The 25,639-nt window shown below is 66.7% G+C and carries 20 protein-coding genes; 10 read left to right on the top strand and 10 right to left on the bottom strand.

Annotation, left to right across the window (positions count from 1 at the left end):
* Window positions 1-10 precede the first annotated feature (10 nt).
* Window positions 11-505 (bottom strand): PilZ domain-containing protein, encoded by a 495-nt coding sequence (locus tag H8F26_RS05895; RefSeq protein ID WP_197158217.1) that lies wholly within the window; start codon window positions 503-505, stop codon window positions 11-13.
* 635 nt (window positions 506-1,140) lie between these two features.
* Between H8F26_RS05895 and H8F26_RS05890 the strand changes: the two genes are divergently transcribed.
* The 5 genes from H8F26_RS05890 to H8F26_RS05870 all read left to right on the top strand — a co-directional run bounded on the left by H8F26_RS05890 (window position 1,141) and on the right by H8F26_RS05870 (window position 9,330).
* Window positions 1,141-2,598, top strand: a complete 1,458-nt coding sequence (locus tag H8F26_RS05890; RefSeq protein ID WP_197158215.1) for a circularly permuted type 2 ATP-grasp protein — start codon at window positions 1,141-1,143, stop codon at window positions 2,596-2,598.
* On the top strand, window positions 2,592-3,572 hold the full coding sequence (locus H8F26_RS05885; RefSeq protein ID WP_197158214.1) for an alpha-E domain-containing protein: 981 nt from the start codon (window positions 2,592-2,594) through the stop codon (window positions 3,570-3,572). The genes H8F26_RS05890 and H8F26_RS05885 overlap by 7 nt, the downstream gene beginning before the upstream one ends.
* 31 nt (window positions 3,573-3,603) lie before the next feature.
* Complete coding sequence (locus H8F26_RS05880; RefSeq protein ID WP_197158212.1) at window positions 3,604-4,485, top strand: transglutaminase family protein; 882 nt, start codon at window positions 3,604-3,606, stop codon at window positions 4,483-4,485.
* 123 nt (window positions 4,486-4,608) lie between these two features.
* A complete protein-coding gene (locus tag H8F26_RS05875; RefSeq protein ID WP_197158210.1) occupies window positions 4,609-7,047 on the top strand; it encodes a glycogen/starch/alpha-glucan phosphorylase in 2,439 nt (812 codons plus the stop codon).
* A gap of 69 nt (window positions 7,048-7,116) precedes the next feature.
* Window positions 7,117-9,330, top strand: a complete 2,214-nt coding sequence (locus tag H8F26_RS05870; protein ID WP_197158208.1) for a transglutaminase family protein — start codon at window positions 7,117-7,119, stop codon at window positions 9,328-9,330.
* A gap of 37 nt (window positions 9,331-9,367) precedes the next feature.
* On the opposite strand, the gene H8F26_RS05865 is transcribed toward H8F26_RS05870, so the two are convergent.
* Complete coding sequence (locus H8F26_RS05865) at window positions 9,368-9,592, bottom strand: hypothetical protein (RefSeq protein ID WP_197158206.1); 225 nt, start codon at window positions 9,590-9,592, stop codon at window positions 9,368-9,370.
* A 96-nt stretch (window positions 9,593-9,688) separates the two neighbouring features.
* Window positions 9,689-10,783, bottom strand: coding sequence for an HD-GYP domain-containing protein (locus H8F26_RS05860; RefSeq protein ID WP_197158204.1), 1,095 nt, complete (start codon window positions 10,781-10,783; stop codon window positions 9,689-9,691).
* 208 nt (window positions 10,784-10,991) lie between these two features.
* Between H8F26_RS05860 and H8F26_RS05855 the strand changes: the two genes are divergently transcribed.
* Both H8F26_RS05855 and H8F26_RS05850 read left to right on the top strand, forming a co-directional pair.
* The gene (locus H8F26_RS05855) at window positions 10,992-13,157 is read left to right on the top strand and encodes a bifunctional diguanylate cyclase/phosphodiesterase (protein ID WP_197158203.1); all 2,166 of its coding nucleotides are present in this window, start codon (window positions 10,992-10,994) and stop codon (window positions 13,155-13,157) included.
* A 163-nt stretch (window positions 13,158-13,320) separates the two neighbouring features.
* Window positions 13,321-15,516 carry a bifunctional diguanylate cyclase/phosphodiesterase gene (locus H8F26_RS05850; RefSeq protein WP_197158201.1) on the top strand — a complete coding sequence of 732 codons (2,196 nt, stop codon included), beginning with the start codon at window positions 13,321-13,323 and terminating at the stop codon, window positions 15,514-15,516.
* Between the two features lie 38 nt (window positions 15,517-15,554).
* On the opposite strand, the gene H8F26_RS05845 is transcribed toward H8F26_RS05850, so the two are convergent.
* A complete protein-coding gene (locus H8F26_RS05845; protein WP_197159013.1) occupies window positions 15,555-16,031 on the bottom strand; it encodes a redox protein in 477 nt (158 codons plus the stop codon).
* A 358-nt stretch (window positions 16,032-16,389) separates the two neighbouring features.
* Between H8F26_RS05845 and H8F26_RS05840 the strand changes: the two genes are divergently transcribed.
* Window positions 16,390-17,250, top strand: a complete 861-nt coding sequence (locus H8F26_RS05840) for a CsgG/HfaB family protein (RefSeq protein ID WP_197158199.1) — start codon at window positions 16,390-16,392, stop codon at window positions 17,248-17,250.
* Between the two features lie 90 nt (window positions 17,251-17,340).
* On the opposite strand, the gene H8F26_RS05835 is transcribed toward H8F26_RS05840, so the two are convergent.
* The 6 genes from H8F26_RS05835 to H8F26_RS05810 all read right to left on the bottom strand — a co-directional run bounded on the left by H8F26_RS05835 (window position 17,341) and on the right by H8F26_RS05810 (window position 24,319).
* Window positions 17,341-17,709 (bottom strand): AbrB family transcriptional regulator, encoded by a 369-nt coding sequence (locus tag H8F26_RS05835; protein WP_197158197.1) that lies wholly within the window; start codon window positions 17,707-17,709, stop codon window positions 17,341-17,343.
* An 81-nt stretch (window positions 17,710-17,790) separates the two neighbouring features.
* On the bottom strand, window positions 17,791-20,547 hold the full coding sequence (locus tag H8F26_RS05830) for an HAD-IC family P-type ATPase (RefSeq protein ID WP_197158195.1): 2,757 nt from the start codon (window positions 20,545-20,547) through the stop codon (window positions 17,791-17,793).
* A 24-nt stretch (window positions 20,548-20,571) separates the two neighbouring features.
* Window positions 20,572-21,831, bottom strand: a complete 1,260-nt coding sequence (locus tag H8F26_RS05825) for a mechanosensitive ion channel family protein (RefSeq protein WP_197158193.1) — start codon at window positions 21,829-21,831, stop codon at window positions 20,572-20,574.
* Window positions 21,828-23,222, bottom strand: a complete 1,395-nt coding sequence (locus H8F26_RS05820; RefSeq protein ID WP_197158191.1) for an extracellular solute-binding protein — start codon at window positions 23,220-23,222, stop codon at window positions 21,828-21,830. The genes H8F26_RS05825 and H8F26_RS05820 overlap by 4 nt, the downstream gene beginning before the upstream one ends.
* A 3-nt stretch (window positions 23,223-23,225) precedes the next feature.
* On the bottom strand, window positions 23,226-24,059 hold the full coding sequence (locus H8F26_RS05815) for a methyltransferase domain-containing protein (protein ID WP_197158189.1): 834 nt from the start codon (window positions 24,057-24,059) through the stop codon (window positions 23,226-23,228).
* 5 nt (window positions 24,060-24,064) lie between these two features.
* On the bottom strand, window positions 24,065-24,319 hold the full coding sequence (locus H8F26_RS05810; protein ID WP_197158187.1) for a hypothetical protein: 255 nt from the start codon (window positions 24,317-24,319) through the stop codon (window positions 24,065-24,067).
* 69 nt (window positions 24,320-24,388) lie between these two features.
* On the opposite strand from H8F26_RS05810, the gene H8F26_RS05805 reads away from it, so the two are divergent.
* Complete coding sequence (locus H8F26_RS05805; RefSeq protein WP_197158185.1) at window positions 24,389-24,907, top strand: protein phosphatase; 519 nt, start codon at window positions 24,389-24,391, stop codon at window positions 24,905-24,907.
* Window positions 24,898-25,572, top strand: a complete 675-nt coding sequence (locus tag H8F26_RS05800) for a 2OG-Fe(II) oxygenase (protein ID WP_197158183.1) — start codon at window positions 24,898-24,900, stop codon at window positions 25,570-25,572. The genes H8F26_RS05805 and H8F26_RS05800 overlap by 10 nt, the downstream gene beginning before the upstream one ends.
* Window positions 25,573-25,639 lie beyond the last annotated feature (67 nt).

Genomic DNA, 25,639 nt, shown 5'->3' with positions numbered 1-25,639 from the left:
CACAAGCTGGTCAAGCAGTGATTTGACGCTTGGTGGACCGGCGGCAGGGCAGCAGAAGGGGCAGCGAGTCGAGGGGCTTCTCAAAGCCCACGCCGAGGGTGACCACAAAGCCGGAGCGTACGAACCAGCGCAGCACGGCCGGCATCACGTCCACGCCGAAGGAGGGATGGGGCCGCACATCCAGTCGTATCCGCAGGCGCTGGGCCAGGGGCATGGGCTGGTCTTCCGTGATCAGCAGACAGAAGCCGCCCACGCTCACATCAAGGATGTCGGCGAGATACCAGGCAGAGGCAGGTTGGCCGAGATCATCCAGCACCTGCACGGCAATCGGGCGGCAGGCCTCCACTGGATTGCGCAGATGTCGGCGGGAGTCCTGATCGTCGCTGGGGCCAATGGACGGCTGCAGGGTCGTGCCGGCAAAGAAACTGCCCGGATACTCCAGCCCTTCAGTGGCCAGGCCGGGATCGGAATCACTGAAGGGGAGGTAATGGCCCTGGGAGGTCATGGAAAGGGGGCACGGAACGAGCTGGGCCAGGTTGCGCGGCAAGGTCTCGGGTCGGAGCGGCGTTGCCAGGCAGGCAACCGCCTCTCAGCGGATGCATCGACTGGACAACCCGGTCAGTGCAGGCTTATCCCCTGCAGAAAGTCAACTCTCATATCCCAATCTCAACTACCACACTAGGCGCGGATTCTCGGAACAACCTGTCACCGTCACAACGGATCCGGCTGCCTGCGCCACGACTCCGTGCAACCAGCCCCAGAACGCTTCAGGCCAAAGCATCCCCACCTGCCAGCTCAGGCCTTACCAGCACGGGCTTCCCCCGCAGCACCGTCTTCGGACACGGTCCCAGCAGTCACCGATCAACCCGCCAGAGATGACATCCGAGCCCCGTCGCCGTCGTGCACGCCTGCCGACACACAGAGCTGCTCAGCCAAGACCGGCACCCACAGAACGGAGCCGACCTCCGGCGCGATTAGGCTGATTGAGGCATCTGCGCTGTTCGGCACGGACCCCTGGCCAGGAAAGCAGCGGAAGAGGACTTGAAGCTCCTGACGCCAAGCAGCCATTCCGTAGCTATTCATACCCAGAGGTGCCCCCGACGCTCAGCATGATCCGCCAAGGTCAGCCGGAGCCGGGACATGTTTACCGCGTACAAACCCAACCGCGGCTACGACGAGTACTTCAGTTCCACCGATGAACCCCGGGCGGCCCTGCGGCCCCTGCTCTCCTCGCTCGGCAATCTGGGGCTGGAGGAACTCAACCGCAACCATGCCGCCGCCGGCATGCTGCTCAAACGTCTCGGGGCGACCTTCCGCCTCAATGATTCCGGCAACCGTGGCGTCGAGCGGATCCTGCCCTTCGATCCGCTGCCACGGCTGATCGCTGTCGGGGAATGGCAGCGGCTGGAACTCGGACTGATCCAGCGCCTCGAAGCGATCGACCACTTCCTGGCCGATGTCTACGGCGATCAGAACATCCTCAACGACGGCGTCATCCCCCGCTCCGACGTCGAGAGCTCCCAGGGCTGGCGCCCCCAGATGCAGGGATTCCAGCTGCCGCTGGGCCGCTGGTGCCACATTTCCGGCCTGGATCTGGTGCGCGATGGCAAAGGCACCTGGCGCGTGCTGGAGGACAACCTCCGCTGCCCCTCCGGGGTGGCCTACTTCCTGGAGAACCGGCGCGTGATGAAACGCATGTTCCCCAGCCTCTTCCAGGGCCGCACCGTCCAGCCGATCGACGATTACCCCTCTCACCTGCTGCAGACCCTGCGGGAACTCGCTCCCTGGACCGAAACGCCGAAGGTGGTGCTGCTGACACCGGGTGTGTTCAACAGTGCCTATTTCGAGCACAGCTATCTCGCCCAGCAGATGGGCATTCAGCTGGTCGAGGGGCGCGATCTGATCTGCCAGGACGATCGGGTCTGGATGCGCAGCACCAGCGGCCTCGAGGCGGTGGATGTGATCTATCGCCGCATTGACGACGACTTCCTCGATCCGGCGGTGTTCCGCAGCGACTCCATGCTGGGGGTACGCGGCCTGATGGCCGCGTACCGCGCCGGCCGCGTCGCGATCGCCAACGCCCCCGGCACCGGCGTGGCCGACGACAAGCTGATCTATGCCTATGTGCCGGAGATGATCCGCTACTACCTCCACGAGGAGCCGATCATCGAGAACGTGCCCACCTATCTCTGCTCCCGCGACGAGGATCAGGCCTACGTGCTGGAACATCTCGGCGAACTGGTGGTCAAGGCCGTGGCCGAGGCCGGTGGTTACGGCATGCTGATCGGCCCCCACGCCAGCGCCGCTGAAATCAGCGAGTTCGCCGACAAGATCAAGGCCAATCCCCGCAATTACATTGCCCAGCCCACCCTGGACCTCTCCACCGTTCCCTCCCTCAGCGATGGTGAACTCTTCCCCTGCCATGTCGACCTGCGGCCCTACGTGCTGCGCGGCAAGGGGGCCTGGGTCAGCCCGGGAGGGCTGACCCGCGTGGCCCTGCGGCGGGGTTCCCTGGTGGTGAACTCCTCCCAGGGGGGCGGCTGCAAGGACACCTGGATCGTGGACGAACGCCAGGCCGAGGAGGTGGGCGCATGCTGAGCCGCGTCGCTGAATCGCTCTACTGGATCAACCGCTATGTGGAGCGGGCCGAAAACATCTCCCGTTTCGTGGAGGTGAGTGAAGCCATGGCGCTCGACTGCCCGCCCGGCAGCGCTGAACCCTGGCTGCCCCTGATCGACGCCAGTGGGGATCGCGAGCTGTTCGACAAGCTCTGCCCAGCGGGTTCGCCCACCGACGTGGTGCAGTTTCTGGTGCATGAGGTCGAGAACCCCAACAGCATCGTCAATTGCCTCGCCATCGCCCGTGAGAACGCTCGCCAGATCCGCGAGGTGATCACCACGGAGATGTGGGAGCACATCAACGATCTCTACTGGACCCTGCAGGAGAATGAGGCGTTCTGGCGCAAGCCTCCCCAGGAGCAGCTCCATGAGATCCGGCGGGGCTGCCAGTTGTTCTATGGCATCACCGATGCCACCCTCAGCCGCGACCTCTCCTGGCAGTTCAGCCGACTGGGTCGCCTGATCGAGCGGGCCGATAAGACCACCCGCATCCTTGATGTGAAGTACTTCCTGCTGTTGCCAAGCCCGGCGGAAGTGGGTGGTGTGCTCGACGAACTGCAGTGGATCTCCCTGCTGCGTTCGGCCGGGGCCTATCAGATGTTTCGTCAGTCGAGCCAGCGGGCGATCGAACCCAAGGCCGTGGCCGCCTTTCTGTTGCTGGATCCGGTGTTTCCCCGTTCGGTGCGTTACTGCCTGGAGCGCATTCACGACACCCTGAGAATCGTGCAGGGCCGCTCCGTACCCGGCGCTCCCGATGCACTCGAATGCCTCAGCGGCCTCACCCTGGCCCGCTGGAGTTACACCCGCATCGACGATCTGATCGCCACTGGTCTTCACGAGGCGATCGATGCCTTTCAGAGCGATCTCAACGCCATCCACGATCTGATCGAGGCCCGTTACTTCGAGGTGGCCATCCCCACCAGCTCGGACAGCAGCGACAGCTCCGACGCCTGATCTCCCCATCCAGCGGCTCCACTCCACCGGCATGCGCGCCCGCGTCACCCACACCCTCACGTACCGCTACAGCGCACCGGTGCTGCTCGGTCCCCATCGTTTCTGTCTCAGGCCCCGCGGCCACGGCTTTCAGCACCTCCGCTCCTTCGAGCTGAGCATCACCCCCGATCCCAGCCGCCTCTACCCCCTGATCGCCGCCAGCGGCGATGAGATCCTGCGGGCCCGCTTTCTCGATGCCACGGAGGTGTTTGAGGTGAAGGCCACCAGTGTGGTGGACACCCTGGTGCCGGCAGCCCTGGCCGTTTGCCTTGAGGAGAACGAGCCGCTGCTCCCCTATCCGATGGGCCATCTCAATTGCGATCTGCTGGGAAGTCTCCAGGGTTGGCTACCGAATGGCCAGCACGATCCGGCGGCGGTGGACCTGGCCCAGGAGGCGCTGATGGGCTCCGACCAGCGGGCGCTGATGTTTCTGACGCAGCTGGTGGAGATCATCCAGGACCGGGTGAAATACACCCAGCGCCACATCGGCCCGGCCTGGCCGGCCGGCCGCACGCTCAAGGAGCGGGTGGGATCGTGCCGCGACCTGGCGATGCTGATGATCGAGACCTGCCGCTGCGTGGGCCTGCCGGCCCGCTTCGTGAGCGGCTATCACCTGGTGGAGCCGAGGCCGAAACGCTATGACCTGCATGCCTGGGCGGAGGTGTACCTGCCGGGGGCCGGCTGGCGGGCCTTTGATCCCAGCGGCATGGGCGCCATCGACGATCGCTACATCCCGGTGGCCACCTCCTCGAAGCCGGAACTGACCGCCGCCGTGACCGGCAGCTTCTCCGGCCCCCCCAAGGTGACCAGTGAGCTGGAGTGGAGCATCGAAGCCGAAGAACTGGCCATGACAGAAGCGCTGGCGGCCGTCTGACGAAGCCGAAGAGATGCCGAAACCCCCATCATCGGTAGCGATTGGTGCAGCATCGCCACCCCAGCGGGGAGCATGAAGGGACCACCCTTTGATCCAGATGCGGCACTGTGCCGCGCCCTTTCCATGGTTCTTTCCCCCCAGTCCTCGGGCACGGCGTCCAGCCATGGCCTTGCCGAGGCGATGCGCCGGCATCTCTTCTACAGCCAGGCGAAGGCCCCGTCGCTGGCCACCAGCCACGACCACTACCGCAGCCTGGCCCTGGCGGTGCGCGACCGGCTGCTGCAGAGCTGGGTGGACACGGCCGAGTCCTACACCGAGCAGGGGGTGCGCACGGCCATCTACCTCTCGGCCGAGTATCTGCTGGGCCCCCACTTGGAGAACAACCTGGTCAACCTGGGGATTCGGGATGACGCCGAGGCCGCCTGTGAGGAACTGGGCCTGGATCTTGAGGACCTGATCGCCGAGGAGCCGGAACCGGGCCTGGGCAACGGCGGCCTCGGAAGGCTGGCGGCCTGCTTCCAGGAGTCGATGGCCAGCCTGGAGCTGCCGGCGATCGGCTACGGCATCCGCTACGAGTTCGGCATCTTCCGCCAGGGAATCGGCCCCACGGGCCAGGTGGAGAGCACCGACCCCTGGCTGAGCCGCGGCAACCCCTGGGAGGTGATCCGGCCGGAGTGGAGCTACCCGGTGGAGATCGGCGGTCAGATCGTGCTGGGCGTGGCCTACGACACGCCGATCCTGGGCTACGGCGTGCACACCGCCAACACCCTGCGGCTGTGGTCGGCCCAGGCGCCCGACGACTTCGACTTCGCCTCCTTCAACGCCGGCGATTACCCCAAGGCGGTGCTGCGCAAGACCCAGTCGGAGACCCTCTCGAAGGTGCTCTATCCCAACGACGAGATGGAGCAGGGCAAGCGCCTGCGGCTCAGCCAGCAGATCTTCTTCGTGAGCTGCTCCCTGCAGGACATGTTCCGCATCCTGCAGGGGCAGGGCCTGGCGGTGACCGATTTCCACAAGAAGTTCGCCGTTCAGCTCAACGACACCCATCCGGCGATCGCGGTGGCGGAGCTGATGCGCCTGTTGATCGATGAGCACGGCGTCGACTGGGACACCGCCTGGACGATCACCACCGCCTCGATCAGTTACACGAACCACACGCTGTTGCCGGAGGCCCTGGAAACCTGGGGAGTGGAGCTGTTCGAGCAGTTGCTGCCAAGGCAGCTGGAGATCATCTATGAGATCAACTCCCGCTTCCTGCGCATGGTGCGGCTGCGCCATCCCGGCCAGCCCCATCTGCTGGAGCGGCTCTCCCTGATCGAGGAGGGCGAGCATCGCCGGGTGCGCATGGCCCACCTGGCCGTGGTGGGCAGCCAGCACGTCAATGGGGTGGCGGAGCTGCACAGCAAGCTGGTGAAGGAGCAGCTCTTCCACGACTTCGCCGCCCTCTGGCCGGAGAGGTTCTGCAACATCACCAATGGCGTCACACCGCGGCGCTGGCTGGCGGTGTCGAACCGGCCGCTGGCGGCCCTGCTCGATGAGGCGATCGGCTCGGGCTGGCGACGGGATCTCGATCAGCTGGAGCGGCTCGAGCCCCTGGCCAGCGACGCCGCCTTCCTGGAGCGCTGGCAGGGGGTGCGTGAGCAGGCGAAGCAGCGCCTGGCCCAGGCGATCCGTCAGGAGGCCGGGGTGCTGGTGGACACCACCTCCCTGTTCGACGTGCAGGTGAAGCGCATCCACGAATACAAGCGCCAGCACCTGGCCGCCCTGCAGATCGTGGAGCGCTATCTGCGCATCCGCAATGGCGAGCAGCTGCCGCCCCGCACCTTCATCTTCGGGGGCAAGGCGGCGCCGGGCTACGCCATGGCCAAGCTGATCATCCGCCTGATCGTGGGCATCGCCGAGATCGTCAACATCGATCCGGCCATGGATGGGCGCCTGCGGGTGGTGTTCCTACCCAACTTCAACGTCAAGCTGGCGCAGCGCATCTACCCGGCGGTGGATCTCTCCGAACAGATCTCCACCGCCGGCAAGGAGGCCTCGGGCACCGGCAACATGAAGATGGCTCTCAATGGCGCTCTCACCATCGGCACCCTCGATGGCGCCAACATCGAGATCCGCGAGCGGGTGGGCGAAGACAACTTCTTCCTGTTCGGCCACACGGCCGAGGAACTGGCCGTGATCAACCGGAACGGCTACCACCCGATGCCGTGGCTCGAGAACGACCCCGTGACCCGCGAAGCGATCGACCTGATCGGTTCGGGCCATTTCAGCGAGGGAGACCGCGACCTGTTCCATCCCCTGCTGGCTAATCTCTGCAGCAGCGACCCCTTCCGGGTGATGGCGGACATCGGCGATTACCGCCGTGCCCACAATGCCGTCGACGCGGCCTGGAGTGATCCGAGCCGCTGGGGCACCATGTCGGTTCTGAACACGGCCCGCTGCGGATTCTTCAGCAGCGACCGCTCCATCCGCGAATACGCCGAGCGGATCTGGCAGGTGGAGCCGGCACCGGTGCGAGCCTGCAATGTGGTGGGGGGTTCCGGCGACGGGCGCCATTCCTGAGGCCGTCCGGCAACGGTCGGTCGCTGTCCGCCCTACCCCCCTGGGTTCCGTCCTTCTTCAGCGCCACCGTTGTCCCAGCCTCCGGTCCACCACCACTCCTCGGTTCACGCCCCCACCGCTGACAACCAGCCGGAACGAGCGTCGGCAGCCGCCGCGGCCGAGGCCCGGCTGAGGGCCGCCGGCATCCACCTCACCCTCGGCGGCGAGCCCACCTACGTGCCGTTCGAGCCGGAGGGTGCCGAATGGAGCGTCTGCGCCGATGGCCCCACCAAGCTGCCGATCGCCCAGCGCCTGGCGCGGGAGCTGCAGCAGCAGGTGTGGCCGGGCAGCACCCTGCTGTATTGCCCCGGCAAGCGCTACGAGGGAGAGGTGAATCCCCGCTGGGCGCTACGGCTGATCACCGGCCTTGAGGGCAGTCCACCGCCGGTGCGCTGGCCCGAACCCTGTCAGCCCGGTGATCTGGGCAAGCCTCTCACTGCCGCCGAGGCGACCGCCTGGCTGGCGGACCTGGGGGCGCGGCTGGGGGTGGAGCTGCATCCGGTCGAACTCAGCGACCCGCTGGATCCTCACCGGCGGGTGTGGGCCGTGCCACTCACCATCGACGATGCAACCCCACCGGAGGGCCGCGATCCCGAACACCCCGCCTGGCTGGCGGTGCCCTGGCCCCTGGCGAAGGCGCACCGCCAGCTCAGCGGTGCGCCCGGACCAGCCGGCCTGCGCCTGCCGCTTGAGCACTTCCCCGACCACGCCCCCCGCCAGGTGCTCACCCTGGAGGTGATCGAGTCTGATGGGGCGGTGGCTGCCGGCAGCTGGGATCTGTTTCTTCCCCCCCTGCTGAGCGAGCCCCTGGAGCTGCTGCTGCAGGCGGTGGCCGATGGCCTGGCGGATGCGGTGCCGGGCGCCCCCCTGGCGGCCCCGGCCCTGAGCGGCGTGCTGCCGAGCGATGGACCAGGGCGCTGGCAGGTGCTCGGCCTCACCGCCGATCCGGGCGTGCTGGAGGTGAACCTGCCCGTGTGCCACAGCTGGGCTGAGTACGACGGCTGGTTGCGGCGGCTGGAAATGGCCTGCACCACGGTGGGCCTGCGCAGCTGGAAGAGCGCCGGGGGCGGACGCCAGGAGAGCACCGGCGGCGGCAACCATCTGCTCTGGGGAGGCGCCAGCCTGGAGCAGAATCCCTTCTTCGGTCGACCGGCCTGGTTGAGCGGCATCCTGCGTTTTTGGCAGCACCATCCCAGCCTGGGCTACCTGTTCAGCGGCGCCTGCGTGGGGCCGGCCTCCCAGGCACCACGGCCGGATGAAGCGATCGGCTCCCTGTTTGACCTGGAACTGGCCTACAGCTGCATCGAGCAGGCGGATGCGGGCAACCCCGATGGTCCGCCCGACGCCGGCGCCGATCGCCGCAGCCTGATCGGCGAAACCCTGCGCCACCTCCATGCCGATCGCAGCGGCAACAACCACCGCAGCGAGATCAGCTTCGACAAGTTCTGGAATCCGGGGGCGCCGGCGGGCTGCCTGGGGCTGATCGAATTCAGGGCCCTGGAATCCCTGCCGCGGGTGGAGTGGAGCAGCGCCATCGCCCTGCTCTGGAGCTCCCTGGCGGCCCACCTGCTCGATCCTCGCCACCGGCCGGAGCAGCTGCGCCCCTGGGGCACTGAACTGCACGACCGCATGCTGCTGCCCAGCCAGCTGTGGGCCGATCTCGACACTGTGCTGGCGGCCCTGGCGGAGGATGGCCTTGGGCTCGATCCCACCCCCTTCCAGCAGCTATGGGACTGGCGCTTCCCGCCCCTGCTCGACTGGCAGGACGGCGCCGCCTGGCTGGAGATCCGCCCCGCCCTGGAACCCTGGCCCCTGATCTGCGACACCCCGGTGGAGGGGGGCTTCACCAGCCGCTTCGTGGATGCCTCGCTGCGCCGCCTGGAGATCCGAGCGAGCGGCAGCTTCCGCGATCACCACCACCTCCGTCTCAATGGCCGCCTGCTGCCGCTGGCGCCGCTGGCAGCGGGGGGTGAGGAACCACCGCTGGCGGTGCGCTACCGCCACCACAGGCTCTACCCCTGCATGCATCCGGCCATCGAGCCCCACATGCCGCTGGAGCTGAGCATCGAGCAGCACAGCCCCAACCCTGAGGGCAACCTGAACACGGTGGCCCGCTTCTGCCTCGACGACGACGGCACCACATTCCAACCGATCATCCGGAGTGGCTGGGTCGGCGAAGGCGATGCCCCTCCCTGGACCCTGCCCGCTGAAGGCCTCTGCACGGTGGACCTACGGCTGGCCTGAACCTGGAGTCGTCCGCCTCGGCACAACGGCAAGCGGGTCATGACTCGGGCGGAACGGGCGGCACCGGTCCCACCAAGGGATCGGGCGGCCCCCAGTCCCAGCATCCGCACCAGAAGTTCTCGGGCACGATCCGCCAGTTGTGGTCCCTGCTCGGCTGGGGTGGCAGATAGCGGCAGGAGAGCAGGCCATCGGCATCGAACGCCGCCGAGCGCCGCGCAAAACGGCAGTTGGCACAGGTCTGCTGAGAGAGCTGCAGGGACATGGCGGGGAGGCAAGGCGCTGCGGCAGACGCCAGAAGACCGCTGGCGGAAGTCCGCAGGCGGTTGAAGGAGGCCCAACCGTAGTGGCAGTTCGCCGATTAGGGATCCCGATAGGCAGCCGCGATGGCATGGCGCTGTTGCCTGGCCCCAAGCAGGGCATCGACACAGGCGCGGTCGAGCTTGCCGTCAGTCGCCATCTGAAGCAAGGTCGCCTCGGCCGCCTCCGCGGGAAGGGCGTCGTAGATGTCCGCCACCGCCACGATGCGGGCCTCCAGGGCAATGGCCCCGTTCTCCAGGCCGAAGGGATAGCCGCTGCCATCCAGCAGCTCGTGGCGGCCCGCCAGCATGCGATGCAGCATCTGCGCCTTGGGGCTGGCCACCAGGCGCAGCCCCGCGATCAGGGCGTCGACCAGCTCCACGCCACGCAGCACCTCAGCGTCCATGGCACGGCGCTCCTCCACGCTGAGGCGGCCGGGCTTGCTGGCCAGGGCGACGGTGGTGAGCTGCCGGCCCACATCGGCAAGGGAGGCGAAGCCATAGAGATCGGCGGCAAAGTCTGGGGGAAGTGGTCGACGGTGCCCCAGTTCCATGGCGATCAGACGGCTGTAGAGCGCCACACGCTCCACATGATCGGCACTGCCGCCCTCGGGAAGATCCGCCAGGTGCAGGGCCAGCTGCACCGCCTGCCGCAGCGCATGGACCAAGCCCATCTCCTGCAGGATCAGGCTGGCGCTGAGTTCCACCCAGGGTTGGAGCCGTTGCAACAGATCGGCCGTGAACAGACCCGGCTCAATCGCATTGAGAAAGAGAAAACCGAGCAGCTCACCGCCGCAATGGAGCGGCACGGTGTAGGAGCTGCGCCAGCCCTGCTGGAGCAGCCAGCGGGTGTGGAGCGAGATCGGGGGCAGCTCCGCCAGCATGTCGTCGATCACCCGACACTGGCGTGACGCGGCCAGCTGAGACAGGCTGGGGATGGTGGCGAGCTGATGGTCGTAGAAGGTGAGGTTGGGGGTGATGCAGCTGTGGCTCGCATAGGTGCTGAGCAGATCATTGCGGGGCTCATAGAGCGCGAAGGCCAGCCGCTCCACAGCCGGCACCTGCCTGCGAATCTGCCCGTGCAACTCAGCCAGACGCCTGTCCAGGGGCTGGCGGATGTCCAGGCTGGTGTAAGGCTGAGGAAACAGGGTGGCCATGCAGCTGACGGACCGAACCGGAAGAAGAACAACCTGTCCGGCAGATTCGTTGCCGGAACTGGAGCAGGGGACAGGGAACCCAGCTTCACTGTGTTCACCCCAGCCGGGGCGGGCCGGAACGCTCAATAAAGCGTTCCACTCCAACCATTAGATTCAAACCATCCAGGCCAGGCAGCAGCTCAGAACCCAGGCCCAGCAAGACGTGTCGATGCCCTCATCAACGCCGAAAACCAAGGGCGGTGATTCAGAGGAAGGACGCATCCTGGCCAGCCTCAATGACCTGGCTGCGGCCAGCCTGGAGCTGGTTCACGACGCCATCCTGCTGATCGAGGCGACCAGCGGTGCGTTGATCGAGGCCAATCCAGCCGCCCGCCGGTTGCTTGGCAGCGGTTCGGGTGGACCAGGCGCCGCCAGCTCCAATCCCGCCGCCCCGGCGGATCCTGCGGTGCTGTCCGCTCTGCTGGCTCAGCTGCCGCCGCTGAGCCAGCTGCGGCAGCAACCCATGGGCCGCGCCGTGGCCCTGTGGACGGCAGCGGATCCAGGTCTGCCTGTGGAGCTGACCTATCGGCTGCAGGGCCTGGAGAGCGACAGCGGCTCTCTGGACGTGCTGCTGCTTGTGCTGCATCAGCCCCAGCCGCCGCTGGGGTCTCCGCCGGCCGTGCAGCTGCAGCACCTGAACGATCTGCTGAACGAAGCCGAACGGCAATCCCACATCGGCAGCTGGGAGCATGTGCACGCCACCGATGCGCTGGTCTGCTCCAGGGAGGCCCGCCGGATCTGGGGACTGGAGGACAGCGGCGATGAACCCTTGCGCTTCGCCAGCCTGCTGGCCCGGCTCGACCCCGACGATCAGACCAGGCTGCTGCACGCCTATGAACGAGCCATCCAGATCGGCGATCCGTTCCAGGTGGATTACCACCTGCAGCTGCCCCATGGCCCTCGCAGGACCCTGCGGCAGCAGGGCGAGACCGACTACGCCGCGAACGGCGAGCCGCTGCACACGGTCGGCACGCTGCAGGACATCACTGAGATCAACGCCCTGCAGGACCAGCTCGAGCAGGCCGCCTATACCGATCCGCTCACCGGACTGCCGAACAAGGCCGCCAGCCTGCGCCATCTCGAGCAGCTGCTGAAGGGGCGGCCCTACAACCAGTGCATCGGCCTGATCAACCTCGATCTCGACAGCTTCCAGTCGATCAACGACAGCTTTGGACCGGAGGCCGGCAACCACCTGCTCTCCGCCATGGCGATGTGGCTGCGCAACCGGCTGGAGCCCGACGACTGGATCGCTCGACTGGGCAGCGATGAATTCCTGGTGATCCGCGGCAACGGAACCAACTCCCTGGGAGATGCGGTGGCCCTGGCCAAGGAACTGCAGCAGTCGTTGATCCAGACGGCCCAGCTGGCCCCGCTGCTGCCGGTGCAACCCAGCGCCTGCTTCGGCGTGAGCACCTGCCCCGAACACGGCATCGACCCCCATCTGCTGCTGCAGGCCGCCAACACCGCCCTGATGGAGGCCAAGCGCAGGGGCAGGAACCAGCTGCACCCCTATTCGGCCAGCCTCAGCACCCGCATCCGCGAACAACTGGATCTGGAGATGCAGCTCAGCCATGCCGTGGAGCGCCAGCAGCTGCGGCTGGTGTATCAGCCCCAGGTGGATGGGGAGGGGCGGCTGATCGGCGCCGAAGCCCTGGTGCGCTGGTTCAAGACGCCCGCGACCTGCGTACCCCCGGATCAGTTCATCCCCCTGGCGGAGCGCTCGGGCCAGATCCACGCAATCGGCGCCTGGGTGGTGGAGGAAGCCTGCCGGCAGCTGCGGCAGTGGGACCTGCAGGGCCTGAGGCTGCCGCTGCTGGCCGTGAATGTGTCCGGCGTGCAACTGGAGCCGCAGGACCCACCCCTGGAGGCGGCCCTGGCAGCGGCCCTGGCACGGCATGCCATTCCCCCGCAGCGGATCGAGCTGGAGATCACGGAAACCGCCCTGATCAGCAATCCCCAGCAAGCGCGCCAGCAGCTGCAGCAACTGGCCCATCAGGGATTTCGCCTGGCCATCGACGACTTCGGCACCGGCTTCTCCTCCCTGGAGACCCTGCACGCCCTTGCGCTCAACAAGCTCAAGATCGATCGCTGTTTCATCAACGCCCTCGAGACCGACCTCACCGATCAGGTGATCGTGCGCGCCACGCTGTCGATGGCGCGGGAGCTGGGGCTGGAGACCCTGGCCGAAGGCGTGGAGACGGCTCAGCAGTGGCAGCTGCTCAAGCAGCTGGGCTGCACCAGCTTCCAGGGGTATTTCTTCGATCGCCCCCTGACGGCAGAGGCCTTTGCACAACGGCTGCTCGAGCCCCTCACCCCCTCCGCGCAGACCGCTTGAGCCCGGCGCAGACCGCCGGCTCGACCTGGATCGCTGGCAACCTTGCGAAGAAATGCTCCAGGACGTACCAAGCTGTGTCCCTCGTCAAACTCGCCGTAGCTGAAAGCCTTGGCCTGACTACAGTGGATGGATTCGGCACCGGGGAGGCTGGCTCGGGGTGACCATGGTCGGGCCTCAAGCGTCGTCGAATCCGCACGATCCCCTGCGAACCAAGGTCCCTCTGGTCCTCAGGGCCAGCGGCCCAGCGACCGAGAACCCTACCGACGAGCCGGCGGATCCATTCATCCCCCGCGCCCTCAGCCTCGCTGATGTGTTCCGCTACGCCCCGGAGGTCAGTGGCGACGACTACGTGCTGTTCGATCCCATAGCGCTCCGCTTCCTCGACTGCAACCGTTCCGCCCACGAACGGCTTCAGTACAGCCGGGAGGAATTTCTCGCCCTCGACCCCGCCGAGATCCAGGCCAACCACAACGAGGGCTGCGTCTGGCTCGCCAAACTGGCGGCCCGGATGCTGCAGGAAGGGCATGGCAGCTTTGCCTCCCTTCACCGCAGCAAAACAGGGCTGATCCGCAACGTGACCGTACGGTTTCTGCGGGTGCAGGTGGATCAGCAACCGATCATCCTGCAGGCCTTTCTGGATCAGACCGAGCAGGGGGAGATCAGCTGGAAGCTCGCCCAGATGAACCGGCAGCTGAACGAAGCCGAAGAGATCAGCCACATCGGCAGCTGGGAGCTGATTCATGCCAGCGGTCATCTGAGCTGGTCAGATGAGACCTTCCGGATCTTCGAAGTCGATCCCAACGCCCCGCCCAACACCTACAAAAACTTCCTGACGCTGGTCCATCCTGACGATCGCAGGGCCGTGGACGCCGCCTATCAGAAGGCCCTCCTGAGCGGCAATGCCTATCGCATCCAGCATCGCCTGCTCTTCCCGGATGGACGCGAGAAACACGTGCTCGAGCGGGGCAAAACCACCTACGACAACCGGGGATGGCCGCTGACCACGATCGGCACCGTACAGGACGTGACCACCATGCACGAACTCGAGCGCCAGCTCGAGGATGCCGCCTACCGTGATTCACTCACCGATCTGCCCAACAAAGCCGCGACGCTGCGCCATCTGGAAGGGCTTCTGCAAAGCAAGACTTACAACGAATCCATCGCCCTGATCAATCTGGATCTCGATCAGTTCGATTCGGTCAACGAGACCTTCGGGCCCGAGGTCGGCAACCGGGTGCTCTGCTCCACCGCTCTGACGCTACGCGATTTGCTGCAGCCGGACGATTGGGTGGCCAGGCTGGGCAGCGACGAATTCCTGGTGATCCGCCATCGCGGCATCACCTCGCTGGGGGCGGCGGTCGAACTGGGGCACGCACTGCAGAGCAAGCTTGCGTCAGGCAGGCTCGTGGGCCAGACCCTGCCGGTGCAGCCCACCGCCTGCGTCGGCGTGAGCAGCTGCCCGGAGCATGGGAGTGATGCCCACACGTTGCTTCAGTGCGCCAATTCAGCCCTGATCGAAGCCAAGCGCCGTGGCCGCAACCAGATGCAGGCCTATTCCACAACTGTGAGCCAGCGACTGCGGGCCAGGCTGGAGATGGAAACCCAGCTGGAGCATGCCGTGGAACGGGGGCAGCTGCGCCTGCTCTACCAACCCCAGGTGGATGGGGAGGGGGTGATCGTGGGCGCCGAAGCCCTGGTGCGCTGGACCAATCACCAGGGGGTGACCATTCCTCCCGACACATTCATTCCACTCGCGGAGCAGACCGGCCAGATCCATGCGATCGGGGCCTGGGTGATCGAAGCAGCCTTCGCCCAGATCCTCAGCTGGCAGAACCAGGGACTGATCGTGCCGCCGATCGCCGTGAACGTCTCAGCCGTGCAACTCGAACCCCGCCTTCCCTCCCTGCCGGACACCGTGCGCTCAGCCATGCAGCGGCATGGCCTGGCAGCCAGGCAGGTGGAACTGGAAATCACCGAAACGGCCCTGATGGCCTATCCCAAGGAAGCGGCGGAACAGCTGAACGCTTTGACAGCAATGGGCTTCAAGCTGGCCATCGATGATTTCGGTACCGGCTACTCCTCTCTGGCCACGCTGCATTCGCTGCATCTGAGCAAACTCAAGATCGATCGCTGCTTCGTGGACCGCCTTGAGCAGACGATCACCGATCGCGTGATCTTGCGCGCCACCATCAGCATGGCGCGCGAACTGGGCCTGCGCACCCTGGCCGAAGGCGTGGAAACCGAGCAGCAGTGGAACCTGCTTCAGGAGCTGGGCTGCGATCTGTTCCAGGGGTACCTGTTCGATCGGCCCCTGCCCCCGGAGCAGTTCGCCAGCAAGTTGCAGGGCACCGCCGGTTGAACGACGGTGCCGAGCAGGCCTGCACGCACCAAGGCCCCTTACCAGCGGACGCCGTGGAGCTTCGGCAGGGGAGCGGTGCGGGAGGTGGTGGCGAACAGCCGGGGGATGTCATGGCTGTTGTAGACACGGAACTCCCGGACCACGCTGGCCCCCTCGTCGCGAACGGCCTGGTTGATCACCACTGAGCCATTGGGGTCCGAGACGGAACGGTGGAAGGTACCGGGGGGAATGCGGAGAATGTCGCCTCCGGTCTGCAAGCGCACGATGTGGAACGGATAGTTCCAGCCCAGGTTGACCAGATAGAAGGTGCGGCCGCCGTGCAGGGCGAGCAGGTTGTCCTCCTGGTGGGGATGCAGATAGAACTGCCAGGCGCCGGTCTCAGGATCATCCGGTGGGCTGATCGCCGGGCCGCTGTGAACCACCAGATCGCGGGCATTGGAGGTGGGCACGGTGATGTCGTAAAAGCGCACCGCCGGCGTATCGCGGAAGCGCTCGTAGGGAATCATTTCGAACATCGGCGCCGGCCTCGGCGCTGATCGTTCACGCTCCTGCTGCAGGGGCAGAGGGGAGGGATGGGCTGCCGCGGAGAGGGGGGTGGCGGTCATGGCAGGAGATCCGTATCGGACGGATCAAGGGCTGAGTGACTCCAGTGAACCGAACCGTTGGCCCCCTGGAACGTGGGCGTCACTACGGAATGCCGCCCAGCCTCGTCCAGTTCGGGCATTGACACCAGCCTGGCAACTGACGCTCCAACCAAGGCAAGCGGGGGAGAAGGACTCGCAGAATGCGGAGTGGTCGTCGGGGGACACCAGCCATGCAGCGCAGAGTCCCTGAGGGCCAGAACGACAACATTCCGCAGAGTTGAACCCGCAGATGACCACACAACCCATGGCGGCGCCCTGGATCCGGCTGTCCCTCGCCCTGCCCCTGCTGACTCTGCTGCTGGGCTCGCCCGCCGCGAATGCCCAGCAGGCGATCCGTGGCGGCAAACCCACCGTTTCGGTGCCGAACTTCAAGAACACCGTGACACAGCCAGCCTGGTGGTGGCAGGGCCCTGTGGCGACGGATCTGGCCGCGGCACTGGCCAACGAATTGCAGGCCACCGGCACCCTGCAGGTGGTGGAGCGGCAGCAACTGCAGGAGGTGCTGTCAGAGCAGGAACTGACTGAGCTTGGCATTGTGCGCCAGGGCACGAATGCGGCACAGAAAGGGCGAATGACCGGGGCGCGCTACATCGTGCTTGGCACCGTGACCTCCTACGACTCAACGGTGGATAGCAAGAGCTCGGGCAGCAACTTCGGCCTGCTGGGCTTCGGCACTCGCAAACAGCAGCTCGAAACCAAGGACTACGTGGCGATCGATGTGCGAGTGGTCGACAGCACCAGCGGCGAGGTGGTGGGCCGTCGCACCGTTGAAGGACGGGCGAGCAATGTGAGCGAGGCGCGCGAATCAGGGGGGAGTCTCCTGCCGGCGGCCGGACTGGCTCTCTATCTGGCACCGAACATGGGGCGGACAGGCCAGGCACTCACCGGCGCCGCAGGCACATTGAATTTCGGCAACAACAGCAGCGAAACACAACGCACACCGGCGGCGAAAGCGATCCGTGCGGCACTTGTGGAAGCCTCGGATTACGTGAGTTGCCTGCTGGTGCCTCAGGGAGACTGCATGGCCCGCTATGAGTCTCAGGACTTCGAGCGACGCCAGCGCACCCGGGGCACGCTGCAGCTGGAGTGATTGCCGGACAAGCAAGGCATACGGGCAGGCGGGAAGCAGGACAGGCGCCACTGCAACCCGCCGCCCTTCGGGGTCAAGCCGATTGGCGGCTCAATCCTCGTCGTCCGTGCTGCCGACCGGCACCAGGCGGATCTGCTTGCGGCCAAGCTTGATCTCAAATTCGTCGCCAGGCTGGAGATCGAGCATGGCGGTGTAGGCCTTGCCCACCAGGAGGTTGCCGTTGAACTGCACCTTGGTGATGTAGCTCAGCTTGCGGCCGCCTTTGCCCACGCCTTTGCTGCCACCGTCGCCGAGGCTGACGCCCTTGGCTTCCAGCAGAGCTTCGTAGAAAGCGGTGAAGTTCAGCCGCTCGCTGCCGTCTTTCTTGGTGCTGACGTAGCCGCAGCTGCGGACCAGTTCGGATTTGGAGACATCGCCCAGTTCCTTGACCTTGGCGAGTAGATCGGATCCCGTGAGCATTGGGTCGATGTGATGAACTCACCAAACATAGCGGGTCATCGTCATTCAGGCCGCCACGGAGGCCCTACACGATGCGACCGACTACCTGGCGGGGCGTTCATGCCGACCCGTGGTGGGATCGAGCCACTCCGCCAGAACGGCCAGCGGAATCATCGGCAGCATCGGCAATGCACAGATCCACCACTCCGTCATGCCCAACGGTGCCGTTCCGAAGAAGGCGTTCATCCAGCCGAGCTGACTGAACACCACCTGGAACAGCAAAGCCAGACCCAGGCCCAGCATCAACACCGGTGACAGGGTGAACTGTTGCCAGCCATGACGGATCCAGCGCATCGGTTGCTTGCCGATCTGGGAGATGCTCAGCAGATACACCACCTGCGACAGCACCAATCCCTGGATCGCCATGGTGCGCGACAGCGCCAGAGAGCCGCCCTGCGCCTGTCCCCAGGAGAAGAGCGAGAAGATCAGCGCCCAGTTGAACAGGGAGATCAGCAGCACCCGCTGGATCAGGGCGGCGGTGAGCATCGGCTGGCCCGGTGGCCGGGGGGGCTGCTGCATCAGCAGGGGCGCCTTGGGCTCGAAGGCCAGCGGCACCGACATCAGCAGGGCGTTGATCATGTTCAGCCAGAGCACCTGCAGCGCCGTGACCGGTAGCTCCAGGCCGAACAGGGCCGCAAACAGGATCGTCATCGAGGCGCCTCCATTCACGGGCAGCACGAAGGCCAGGGTCTTGCGCAGATTGAGCGCGATCGCGCGCCCCTCCTCCACCGCCGCTTCAATCGAGGCGAAGTTGTCGTCGGTGAGCAGCATGTCGGCGGCTTCGCGGGCCACCTCGGTGCCGCCGCGGCCCATGGCGATACCGATATCGGCCTGTTTGAGGGCAGGGGCATCGTTGACGCCATCGCCCGTCATCGCCACCACGGCACCACCGGCCTGCAGGGCCCGCACCAGGGCCAGCTTCTGGATCGGAGCCACGCGGGCGAAGACATCGGTGTCGCCCACACAGGCCGCCAGTTGCTCGGGGCTCATCGCCTCCAGCTCTCGCCCCTCCAGGGCCCGCACCTCAGACCCCTGCCCCTCGGCTGCGGGCCGGCCCAGGCCGATCTGACGGGCGATCGAACGGGCGGTTTCGAGGTGATCCCCCGTGATCATCTTCACGGTGATGCCGGCGGCCTGACAGGCCGCCACCGCCTGGATCGCCTCCGGACGGGGCGGATCGAGCATGCCCTGCATCCCCAGGAACACCAGATCGGCAGCCACGTCGTGGGGTTCGAGCCGCGTCTGGCGCGGTTCGGCCCGCCCCACCGCAAAGGCCAGCACCCGCTGACCGCGGCCGGCCATGGCCGAGACCACCGCCTCGATCGTGGGCGCCACGAGCGGTTGCTCGCGGCCATCGGCCCCCAGCTGGTGGCTGCAGCGGGCCAGCACGGTTTCCACCGATCCCTTCACCAGGATCCGCTGATTGCCGTGCAGGGTGGCCATGAACTGCTGCTCCGCCGCAAAGGGAATGGCATCGCGGCGCGGATGGCGATCGAGGGAGCGGTCCCGATCCAATCCGGCGACCTGGGCCGCCACCAGCAGAGCGGTCTCGGTGGGATCCCCCAGCAGAGTCTGATCGTGGCTGGGGCGGGCGTCGTTACAGAGAAGACCCGCCAGCAGGGTTTCGCGCAGGGCCACGTTGGCGGCGAGGGGATCGGCCGCATCAGGCTCGGGGGCTTCGGGCCAGAGCTCCTCCAGCCGCAGCACCACCCCTCCGGCGTACACCTCCCGCACCGTCATCCGGTTCTGGGTGAGGGTGCCGGTCTTGTCGGAGCAGATCACCGTGGTGCTGCCCAGGGCTTCCACCGCCGGCAGCTTGCGGATGATCGCGTTGCGGCGGGCCATCCGGTTCACCCCGATCGCCAGGGTGATGGTCACGATCGCCGGCAGTTCCTCCGGAATCGCCCCCACCGCCAGGGCCACCGCGCCGTCGAACATCTCGGCCGGAGCACGGCCCCGCAGCAGTCCCACCAGGAAGGTGAGCAGGGCCAGCACCAGGATGAACCGCAGGATCGTGGTGCTGAAGCGGGCGAACTGCCGCGTCAGCGGCGTGCTCAGGTTCACCTGCTCCTGCAGCGAGGTGGAGATGCGTCCCACCTCGGTGGCATCGGCCGTGGCCACCACCAGGCCCTCGCCCTGGCCAGCGGTGATGAAACTGCCAGCATAGATCATGCCGCTGCGCTCCGCCAGGGGGGTGTCCAGGGGCGCGGCGGCCGTGCCCTTGACCACGGGCCGGGATTCGCCGGTGAGGGCGGATTCATCGACCCGCAACGCACGGGACTGCAGCAGGCGCAGGTCGGCCGGCACCTTGTCGCCGGCCTCGAGCTGCACCAGGTCACCGGTCACCAGCTGCTCGGAGGGCAGACGCCGGGGCTGGCCGCCGCGGATCACGGTCACCTCTGTACGCACCGCGCGCGCCAGGGCGGCGATGGCGGTTTCGGCCCGGCTCTCCTGCACGTAGCCGATCACGGCATTGATCAGGGTGACGCTCCAGATCACCAGGGCTTCGCGCGGATCACCGATCAGCGCCTTGATCGCCCCCACCGCCAGCAGGGTGTAGAGCAGCGGATCGTGGAACTGGCCCAGGAAGCGCAACCAGGCCGGCTGACCGCCGCGGCTGGTGAGCGTGTTGGGTCCCTGGCGCCGCAGCCGCGCCTCCGCCTCATGGGCCGTGAGGCCAGCGGTGGGATCACTGTCGAGGCTGGCCAGCAGCTCCGGGCCGGCGCGGGCATGGGAATCGGCCAGGGCATCGGCCGGGTGGGCCTGGCGTCCCGAAAGAGCGGACGGCAGCGTGCTCATCGGGATCAGGCAGGTGCCCGAACCCTATCGATCAGGCGCTGCGGGAGGAACGGACACGGGACTGGGCGCCTCGATGGTCTTGACGACCCTCTGGGGGAAGGGAATCTCGATGCCCGCCGCGTCAAAAGCCTTCCAGACCGCCATATTCACCTCGCTGCAGATCGACACGTTGTCCATCGGATTGGCGATCCAGAAACGCAGGGCATAATCGATCGACGATTCGCCATAAGCCAGCACCAGCGCCTTGGGCGGCGGCGAGGGCAACACACGCGCCTGGGCACGGGCCGTGGCCTCCAGCAGCGCCACCACCTGCTCGGGATCATGGCGATAGGCCGCTCCCACACTGACCTGGGAGCGCCGCATCCGATCGCTGCCGGTGTAGGTCGTGGTGGTACTGGTGAAGAAGGTCTGGTTGGGGATGACCAGCTCGGCGTTGTCGCGGTCGCGCCAGAGCACCGCCGCCCGCAGACCGAGGCTACGCACCTCGCAGGGATCCCCATCGATGAACAGCACTGCACCGGGCCGCACCGACCCCTCGAACAGCAGCCAGAGGCCGCTGACGAAATTGGAGAACACCTCCTTGATGCCGAAGCCCAGCCCCACCGAGAGCCCGCCGGCGATCGCCAGGATCGCCGTGGCGTTGAGCCCGAGATGGCTGCAGACCCAGACCACGCCGATCGCCACCACGAGGTAGCGGAACAGCAACTGCACGGCACGGCGACTGCCCTCATCGATCTCGAGCACCTTCTTGACCAACAGGGCCAGGGCCGCAGCCAGAGGGCCTGAGCCCACCACCACCAGATAGAGGATCACCAGCGCCAGAAACAGCCTGCTCAGATCCAGCGGTACTCCGAACCAGGTGCCGACTGAGATCAGCGCCAGGTCGTCGAGGGTGTCGAGTTGGTCGATCAGGGCTATCCCCGCCAGCAGCAGAAAAGCCGGACGAATCAGACGACTCTGCAGCTGATGCAGGAGTCCGGAGGGGAGCACCTTCGTCAGCAGGAGCTGCAGCAGATCCAGGCCGAACCAGGCTGCACGCAGCTGCAGCAGAAGCAGGGCCAACCCGTAGGGCTGACCAGCCCAGGCCAGCAGGCCAGTTCCCAGACCGATCAGAGCCAGGGTGAGGGGCAGAAGCAGAGGAACCAGAGGAGAGCGGCGGCGCAACCGCCTTCGCAACAGATGCAGCCCCACCAGGGGCAGGAGCACCAGCAACATCTGGCCCAGCACGGAGGGCCGCTCGAGATAACCGAACCAGCCGAAGAAATCCTGCAGCAACTGCATCATCGGCTGGCCTGGAGGGAAGGCAGAGGCCGGAGATCGCGGATCAGGGCCTCGGTGGCCGCCTCAGGGCTGAGGGCACCGAACACCAGCTGCACCAGGGTCTGGGCCAGCGCCTCCAGACGGGGATCGCCTGCATGGAGCAGATCCAGCAGCGGCTCTGTGGCATTCGATTGGCGCTGGGATTCCACCAGCGCCTCCAGGGTCGAGGAGCTGCTCACCGGTGGCGGCACGAACCGGTTCACCGGCAGCAGGGAAAAGGTGCCGATCGTCATGCTGCGCTGAATCAGGGGATTGATCGCAAAGCTCGCCATCGCCTTGGCAATCCGGCGCTGATCCGGGCTGGAGCCCTTGCCGAGCACCATCACCCGCTCCCGCGAAATCGGGGTGGGCTCACCGCCGAGGCCGGATGGCATGGTCGCGACCCCCAGCCGCGGACCCAGCTGGCGCTGGAGGGTCGAGAAGTTGGTGCTGCTGCAGCTGATCCAGTCGAGCCGGTCGTGGAGGAAGTCGTCCAGCACCTGCCCCTGATCGGCATAGAAGGTGACCCGCTGCTGCAGGCTGGCGGACTGCAACCAGCGCAGCCAGCCCAGCAGCCGCTGGCGCAGCTCCGGCTGGAGTGGTTTGCCCCGCATCACCGTCACGAGAGCCTGATTGGCACCGAGGGCACCGGCCGTCCAATAGATGTTGATCGGATTGGTGGCCAGCCCCACCCGCAGGCCCTCTGCACTGGCCTGCAGCAGCTCCTCGAGAGTGGCTGGACTGGTCTTCACCTTGCTGCGGTTGAAGCAGATCACCTCTGGGAAATACAAGAGAGGCACGCCGCTCAGCCGCCCATTCGGCAGTCGCAGGCGAGCAAGGGATGCCGGATGGAACTGCTGCTGTTCCTGCGTCGTCAGCTGCACAGAGTCGGAGAGGCCCATCGCATGCAGATCACCGGCGATCAGTCCACTGGCCACCAGCAGGTCAGGACCGAGACCGCTGCGCACCCTGGCTTTCAGTTTCGGGATGACGCTGTCACTGCGGAACAACTGCACCTGCACCGTCACGCCGGGATGAACGGTGCGGAATGCATTGGTGAGACTTTGTACCCGTTTGTTCAGATCCCCATAGGCCTCAGGGTTGAGGATGCGGTCCGGGTCGATCACGATTCCCATGTAGAGGGTGCCCCTCAGCGGCGGACCGGACACCGACTCCAGGCTCTCCAGGGCCATGCCCTGCAGCTTCGAGCGCAGCGCAGGGCTGGCGGAATCGGCATCCCTGCCGAGCCACTGCACCGCGCTCTTCAGCGACCAGCCCCCGATCACCAGCAGCAACAACGCCAGGGGCAGGGCCACAGGGGAATGGTGCCGGAGCCACAGCTGCAAGCGTCGCTTCTGCCAAGGCCGCTCAGCCATCCGTCAGGTGCCCACCCGCGTGGCCCGCAGTTCGAGCACCGTGGGCCCGACCCAGTAGCTACCGGGATCGGAGCGTGCCGCCGCCATTTCCGCCACCGCCTCCTCGGCATCGGCCTCACTCCAGCGGCCCTGGCGGATCAGCTCCTCGCCGTAGAGGCTCACGAACCGCTCCATCCATTGAGACCAGCCATCGCCGCCACGTCCCAGCACCGGCAGGGGCCGCAGATCGTCGATGCGGAAGCCACGGCTCACCAACAGGGCCGGCAGGCGCCGGTTGACATCCTCATCGCCACCGGCCTCGCGGAAGCTGGCCCGCACGGCCCTGCCGAAGCGGTCCACGGCCTCGCCATAGGGATGAAGGGCGAACGTGTCCCAGTGCATGTATTCATGGGCCACGAAGCGGCCGCCCGGCCTCAGCCCCTCCCCGACCAGGGCCAGAAAGGGTTCCAGCCGGGGGAGGAACATGGCCAGCCAGCGGCTCCAGGCCAGATCGAAGCTGCCGGCCTCCCGCCCCCAGTCGAACGGGCCATCGCCGGCGAGATCGTGGCGGCGCACCTCCAGCTGCGCGAGGTTGGCGGCAGCCGCCGCCGCACGGGCGTGGTCCACGTAGGTGTCGCTGTGCTCCAGCGCCAGCACCCGCCCTTTCGCCCCCACCGCCCGGGCAAGCTCCACACTGCAGAAGCCCGGTCCTGCCCCCAGATCGAGCACCCGTTGACCCGGTGCCAGCTGGGCCCTCTCCCAGGCCGCCTGGGCCAGGGGCAACCAGACCTCATGCTGCAGGCGCAGCCGCTCCCGCTCGGGTGGCTCGGTTCCGAGCACGTAGGCGTCGGCGGCCACGCGGGTCAGTCCTCGGGGTAGAGCAGCGAGGCCAGTTCGTCGGGATCGACGTCGTAGACGCGGGCGAGGGTGGTTTCGATGGCGCTGGTCACCACATCGGGCAGGAAGCGCATCGCATTCAGGGCATCGTCGGCGATGTCCTCGGTGAGCAGGGGCTCACCACCGAGCTTCTCGTCGTTGATGACGGCCATCACCCAGCTCTGGTAGGCGGTCACCAGATCGGCGAACTCGAGCTCCGGGTCGTTGAGATCCAGGGGCATCAGGCGTCTCCAGGGACGTTGCCTCTGCAGTTTGCCCGCTGGCGGCGACCTTGGCGGGAGGATGGGCCGATGGCTTCCGATTCCCAGGCCTCAGCTGCGGCGCTGCAGGCCACCCTGTTCGACTTCGCCATCGCCGAACTGGTGCGTCAGCACCGCCAGAGCTTTGCGCCCCTGTGGACCCGCGACAGCTGGGCGAAGCTGCTGATCTGGCTGGCGCTCAACTGCGGCTCCGGCCGCGAGCGCGATGACCTGGAGGCCTTCGCTGCCGCCCTGGGGCCGGTGCTCACCCGCCGGATGCGGCGCCTGTTCTTCGAGCGGGAGCTGGAGGATCTCGGTCTGCAGGTGATGGCGGATCCGGCCGAGCAGCAGGTGCTGGTGCTGCCCCTGACGGGCGAGGGGCCGGTGGATCAGCAGCTGGCGGCAGCGGCCCTGAAGCAGCTGGGCCTGAGAGAGCGGGTGGTGGAGCCGGAGCGCTGGCAGGCCCTGGAGGCCGTGCTGGCGGTGCCCTGGGCCCAGAATGGGAACGGACACGCCGCCGGCAGCGCGGCCGGCACGGACGGCACGGCTGGAGAAGGCCCATGCGCCTGATCGCCTCTTACCGGAATGCCGGATACGAAGCCCTCGCCGATGGGGTGATCGCCTTCTTCGATCGCCGCCCCGACCTGCACCGCCGCGGTGTGGCCTTCTCCTCAGGTGGCGCAGAGGGTCGGAGCGCAGAAGGGCAGGGCGCGGCAGCGGCCGGCGGCGACCAGGAGCCCGACAAGATCTCCACCGACATCAGCCTGGTGGCCATCGACCGCAGCGATCCGGAGGCCTTTGCCCTCGCGGAGGTGATCGTGCGCGGCGTGACCGCCGGTCTGAACCAGTACCTGAAAGAGCGTCCCTTGCTGCGCCAGTGCTGCCCGGAGCAGGCCCTGTTCGTCAACCCGATCTTCAACCTGCAGCGCTACGCCCCCGGGGAAGGCTTCAGGAGCTGGCACTGCGACTGGACCTTGAGCGAGGAGGCCACCGAGCCGAATCGCCGCGTGCTCGCCTGGATCCTCTATGGCAACAGCCTGCCGGAGGGGGGCACCGAGTTCCACTGGCAGGAGCACCACGAGGAGGCCGAGCGGGGCAAGCTCGTGATCTTTCCGGCCGGGCTCTCCCACATTCACCGGGGGCGGGTGAGTCACACCCATACCAAAACGATCGCCACCGGCTGGATCAATGCGGGTCGGCTCGAGGATTACCTGGCGAGGCTCGCGACAGGCTGAGCTGGGGCGCCGCCGAAGCAAGCGCAGGGACAGGGTCGCTTTGAGACCATGGGACCACCGCCGGTGC

The organism is Synechococcus sp. CBW1006, from assembly GCF_015840525.1.
Taxonomy (GTDB): domain Bacteria; phylum Cyanobacteriota; class Cyanobacteriia; order PCC-6307; family Cyanobiaceae; genus CBW1002.
The sequence above is the reverse complement of the archived record's forward strand: the minus strand, read 5'-3'. Positions and strand labels throughout refer to the sequence as shown.

Bases quoted from the DNA above. Each gene is read 5' to 3' on its own strand.
- H8F26_RS05865 (WP_197158206.1), bottom strand. From the start codon at position 9,592: ATGTCCCTGCAGCTCTCTCAGCAGACCTGTGCCAACTGCCGTTTTGCG.
- H8F26_RS05890 (WP_197158215.1), top strand. From the start codon at position 1,141: ATGTTTACCGCGTACAAACCCAACCGCGGCTACGACGAGTACTTCAGT.
- H8F26_RS05860 (WP_197158204.1), bottom strand. From the start codon at position 10,783: ATGGCCACCCTGTTTCCTCAGCCTTACACCAGCCTGGACATCCGCCAG.
- H8F26_RS05880 (WP_197158212.1), top strand. From the start codon at position 3,604: ATGCGCGCCCGCGTCACCCACACCCTCACGTACCGCTACAGCGCACCG.
- H8F26_RS05835 (WP_197158197.1), bottom strand. From the start codon at position 17,709: ATGCTCACGGGATCCGATCTACTCGCCAAGGTCAAGGAACTGGGCGAT.
- H8F26_RS05830 (WP_197158195.1), bottom strand. From the start codon at position 20,547: ATGAGCACGCTGCCGTCCGCTCTTTCGGGACGCCAGGCCCACCCGGCC.
- H8F26_RS05895 (WP_197158217.1), bottom strand. From the start codon at position 505: ATGACCTCCCAGGGCCATTACCTCCCCTTCAGTGATTCCGATCCCGGC.
- H8F26_RS05885 (WP_197158214.1), top strand. From the start codon at position 2,592: ATGCTGAGCCGCGTCGCTGAATCGCTCTACTGGATCAACCGCTATGTG.
- H8F26_RS05810 (WP_197158187.1), bottom strand. From the start codon at position 24,319: ATGCCCCTGGATCTCAACGACCCGGAGCTCGAGTTCGCCGATCTGGTG.
- H8F26_RS05800 (WP_197158183.1), top strand. From the start codon at position 24,898: ATGCGCCTGATCGCCTCTTACCGGAATGCCGGATACGAAGCCCTCGCC.
- H8F26_RS05850 (WP_197158201.1), top strand. From the start codon at position 13,321: ATGGTCGGGCCTCAAGCGTCGTCGAATCCGCACGATCCCCTGCGAACC.
- H8F26_RS05825 (WP_197158193.1), bottom strand. From the start codon at position 21,831: ATGATGCAGTTGCTGCAGGATTTCTTCGGCTGGTTCGGTTATCTCGAG.
- H8F26_RS05855 (WP_197158203.1), top strand. From the start codon at position 10,992: ATGCCCTCATCAACGCCGAAAACCAAGGGCGGTGATTCAGAGGAAGGA.
- H8F26_RS05840 (WP_197158199.1), top strand. From the start codon at position 16,390: ATGACCACACAACCCATGGCGGCGCCCTGGATCCGGCTGTCCCTCGCC.
- H8F26_RS05805 (WP_197158185.1), top strand. From the start codon at position 24,389: ATGGCTTCCGATTCCCAGGCCTCAGCTGCGGCGCTGCAGGCCACCCTG.
- H8F26_RS05820 (WP_197158191.1), bottom strand. From the start codon at position 23,222: ATGGCTGAGCGGCCTTGGCAGAAGCGACGCTTGCAGCTGTGGCTCCGG.
- H8F26_RS05875 (WP_197158210.1), top strand. From the start codon at position 4,609: ATGGTTCTTTCCCCCCAGTCCTCGGGCACGGCGTCCAGCCATGGCCTT.
- H8F26_RS05845 (WP_197159013.1), bottom strand. From the start codon at position 16,031: ATGTTCGAAATGATTCCCTACGAGCGCTTCCGCGATACGCCGGCGGTG.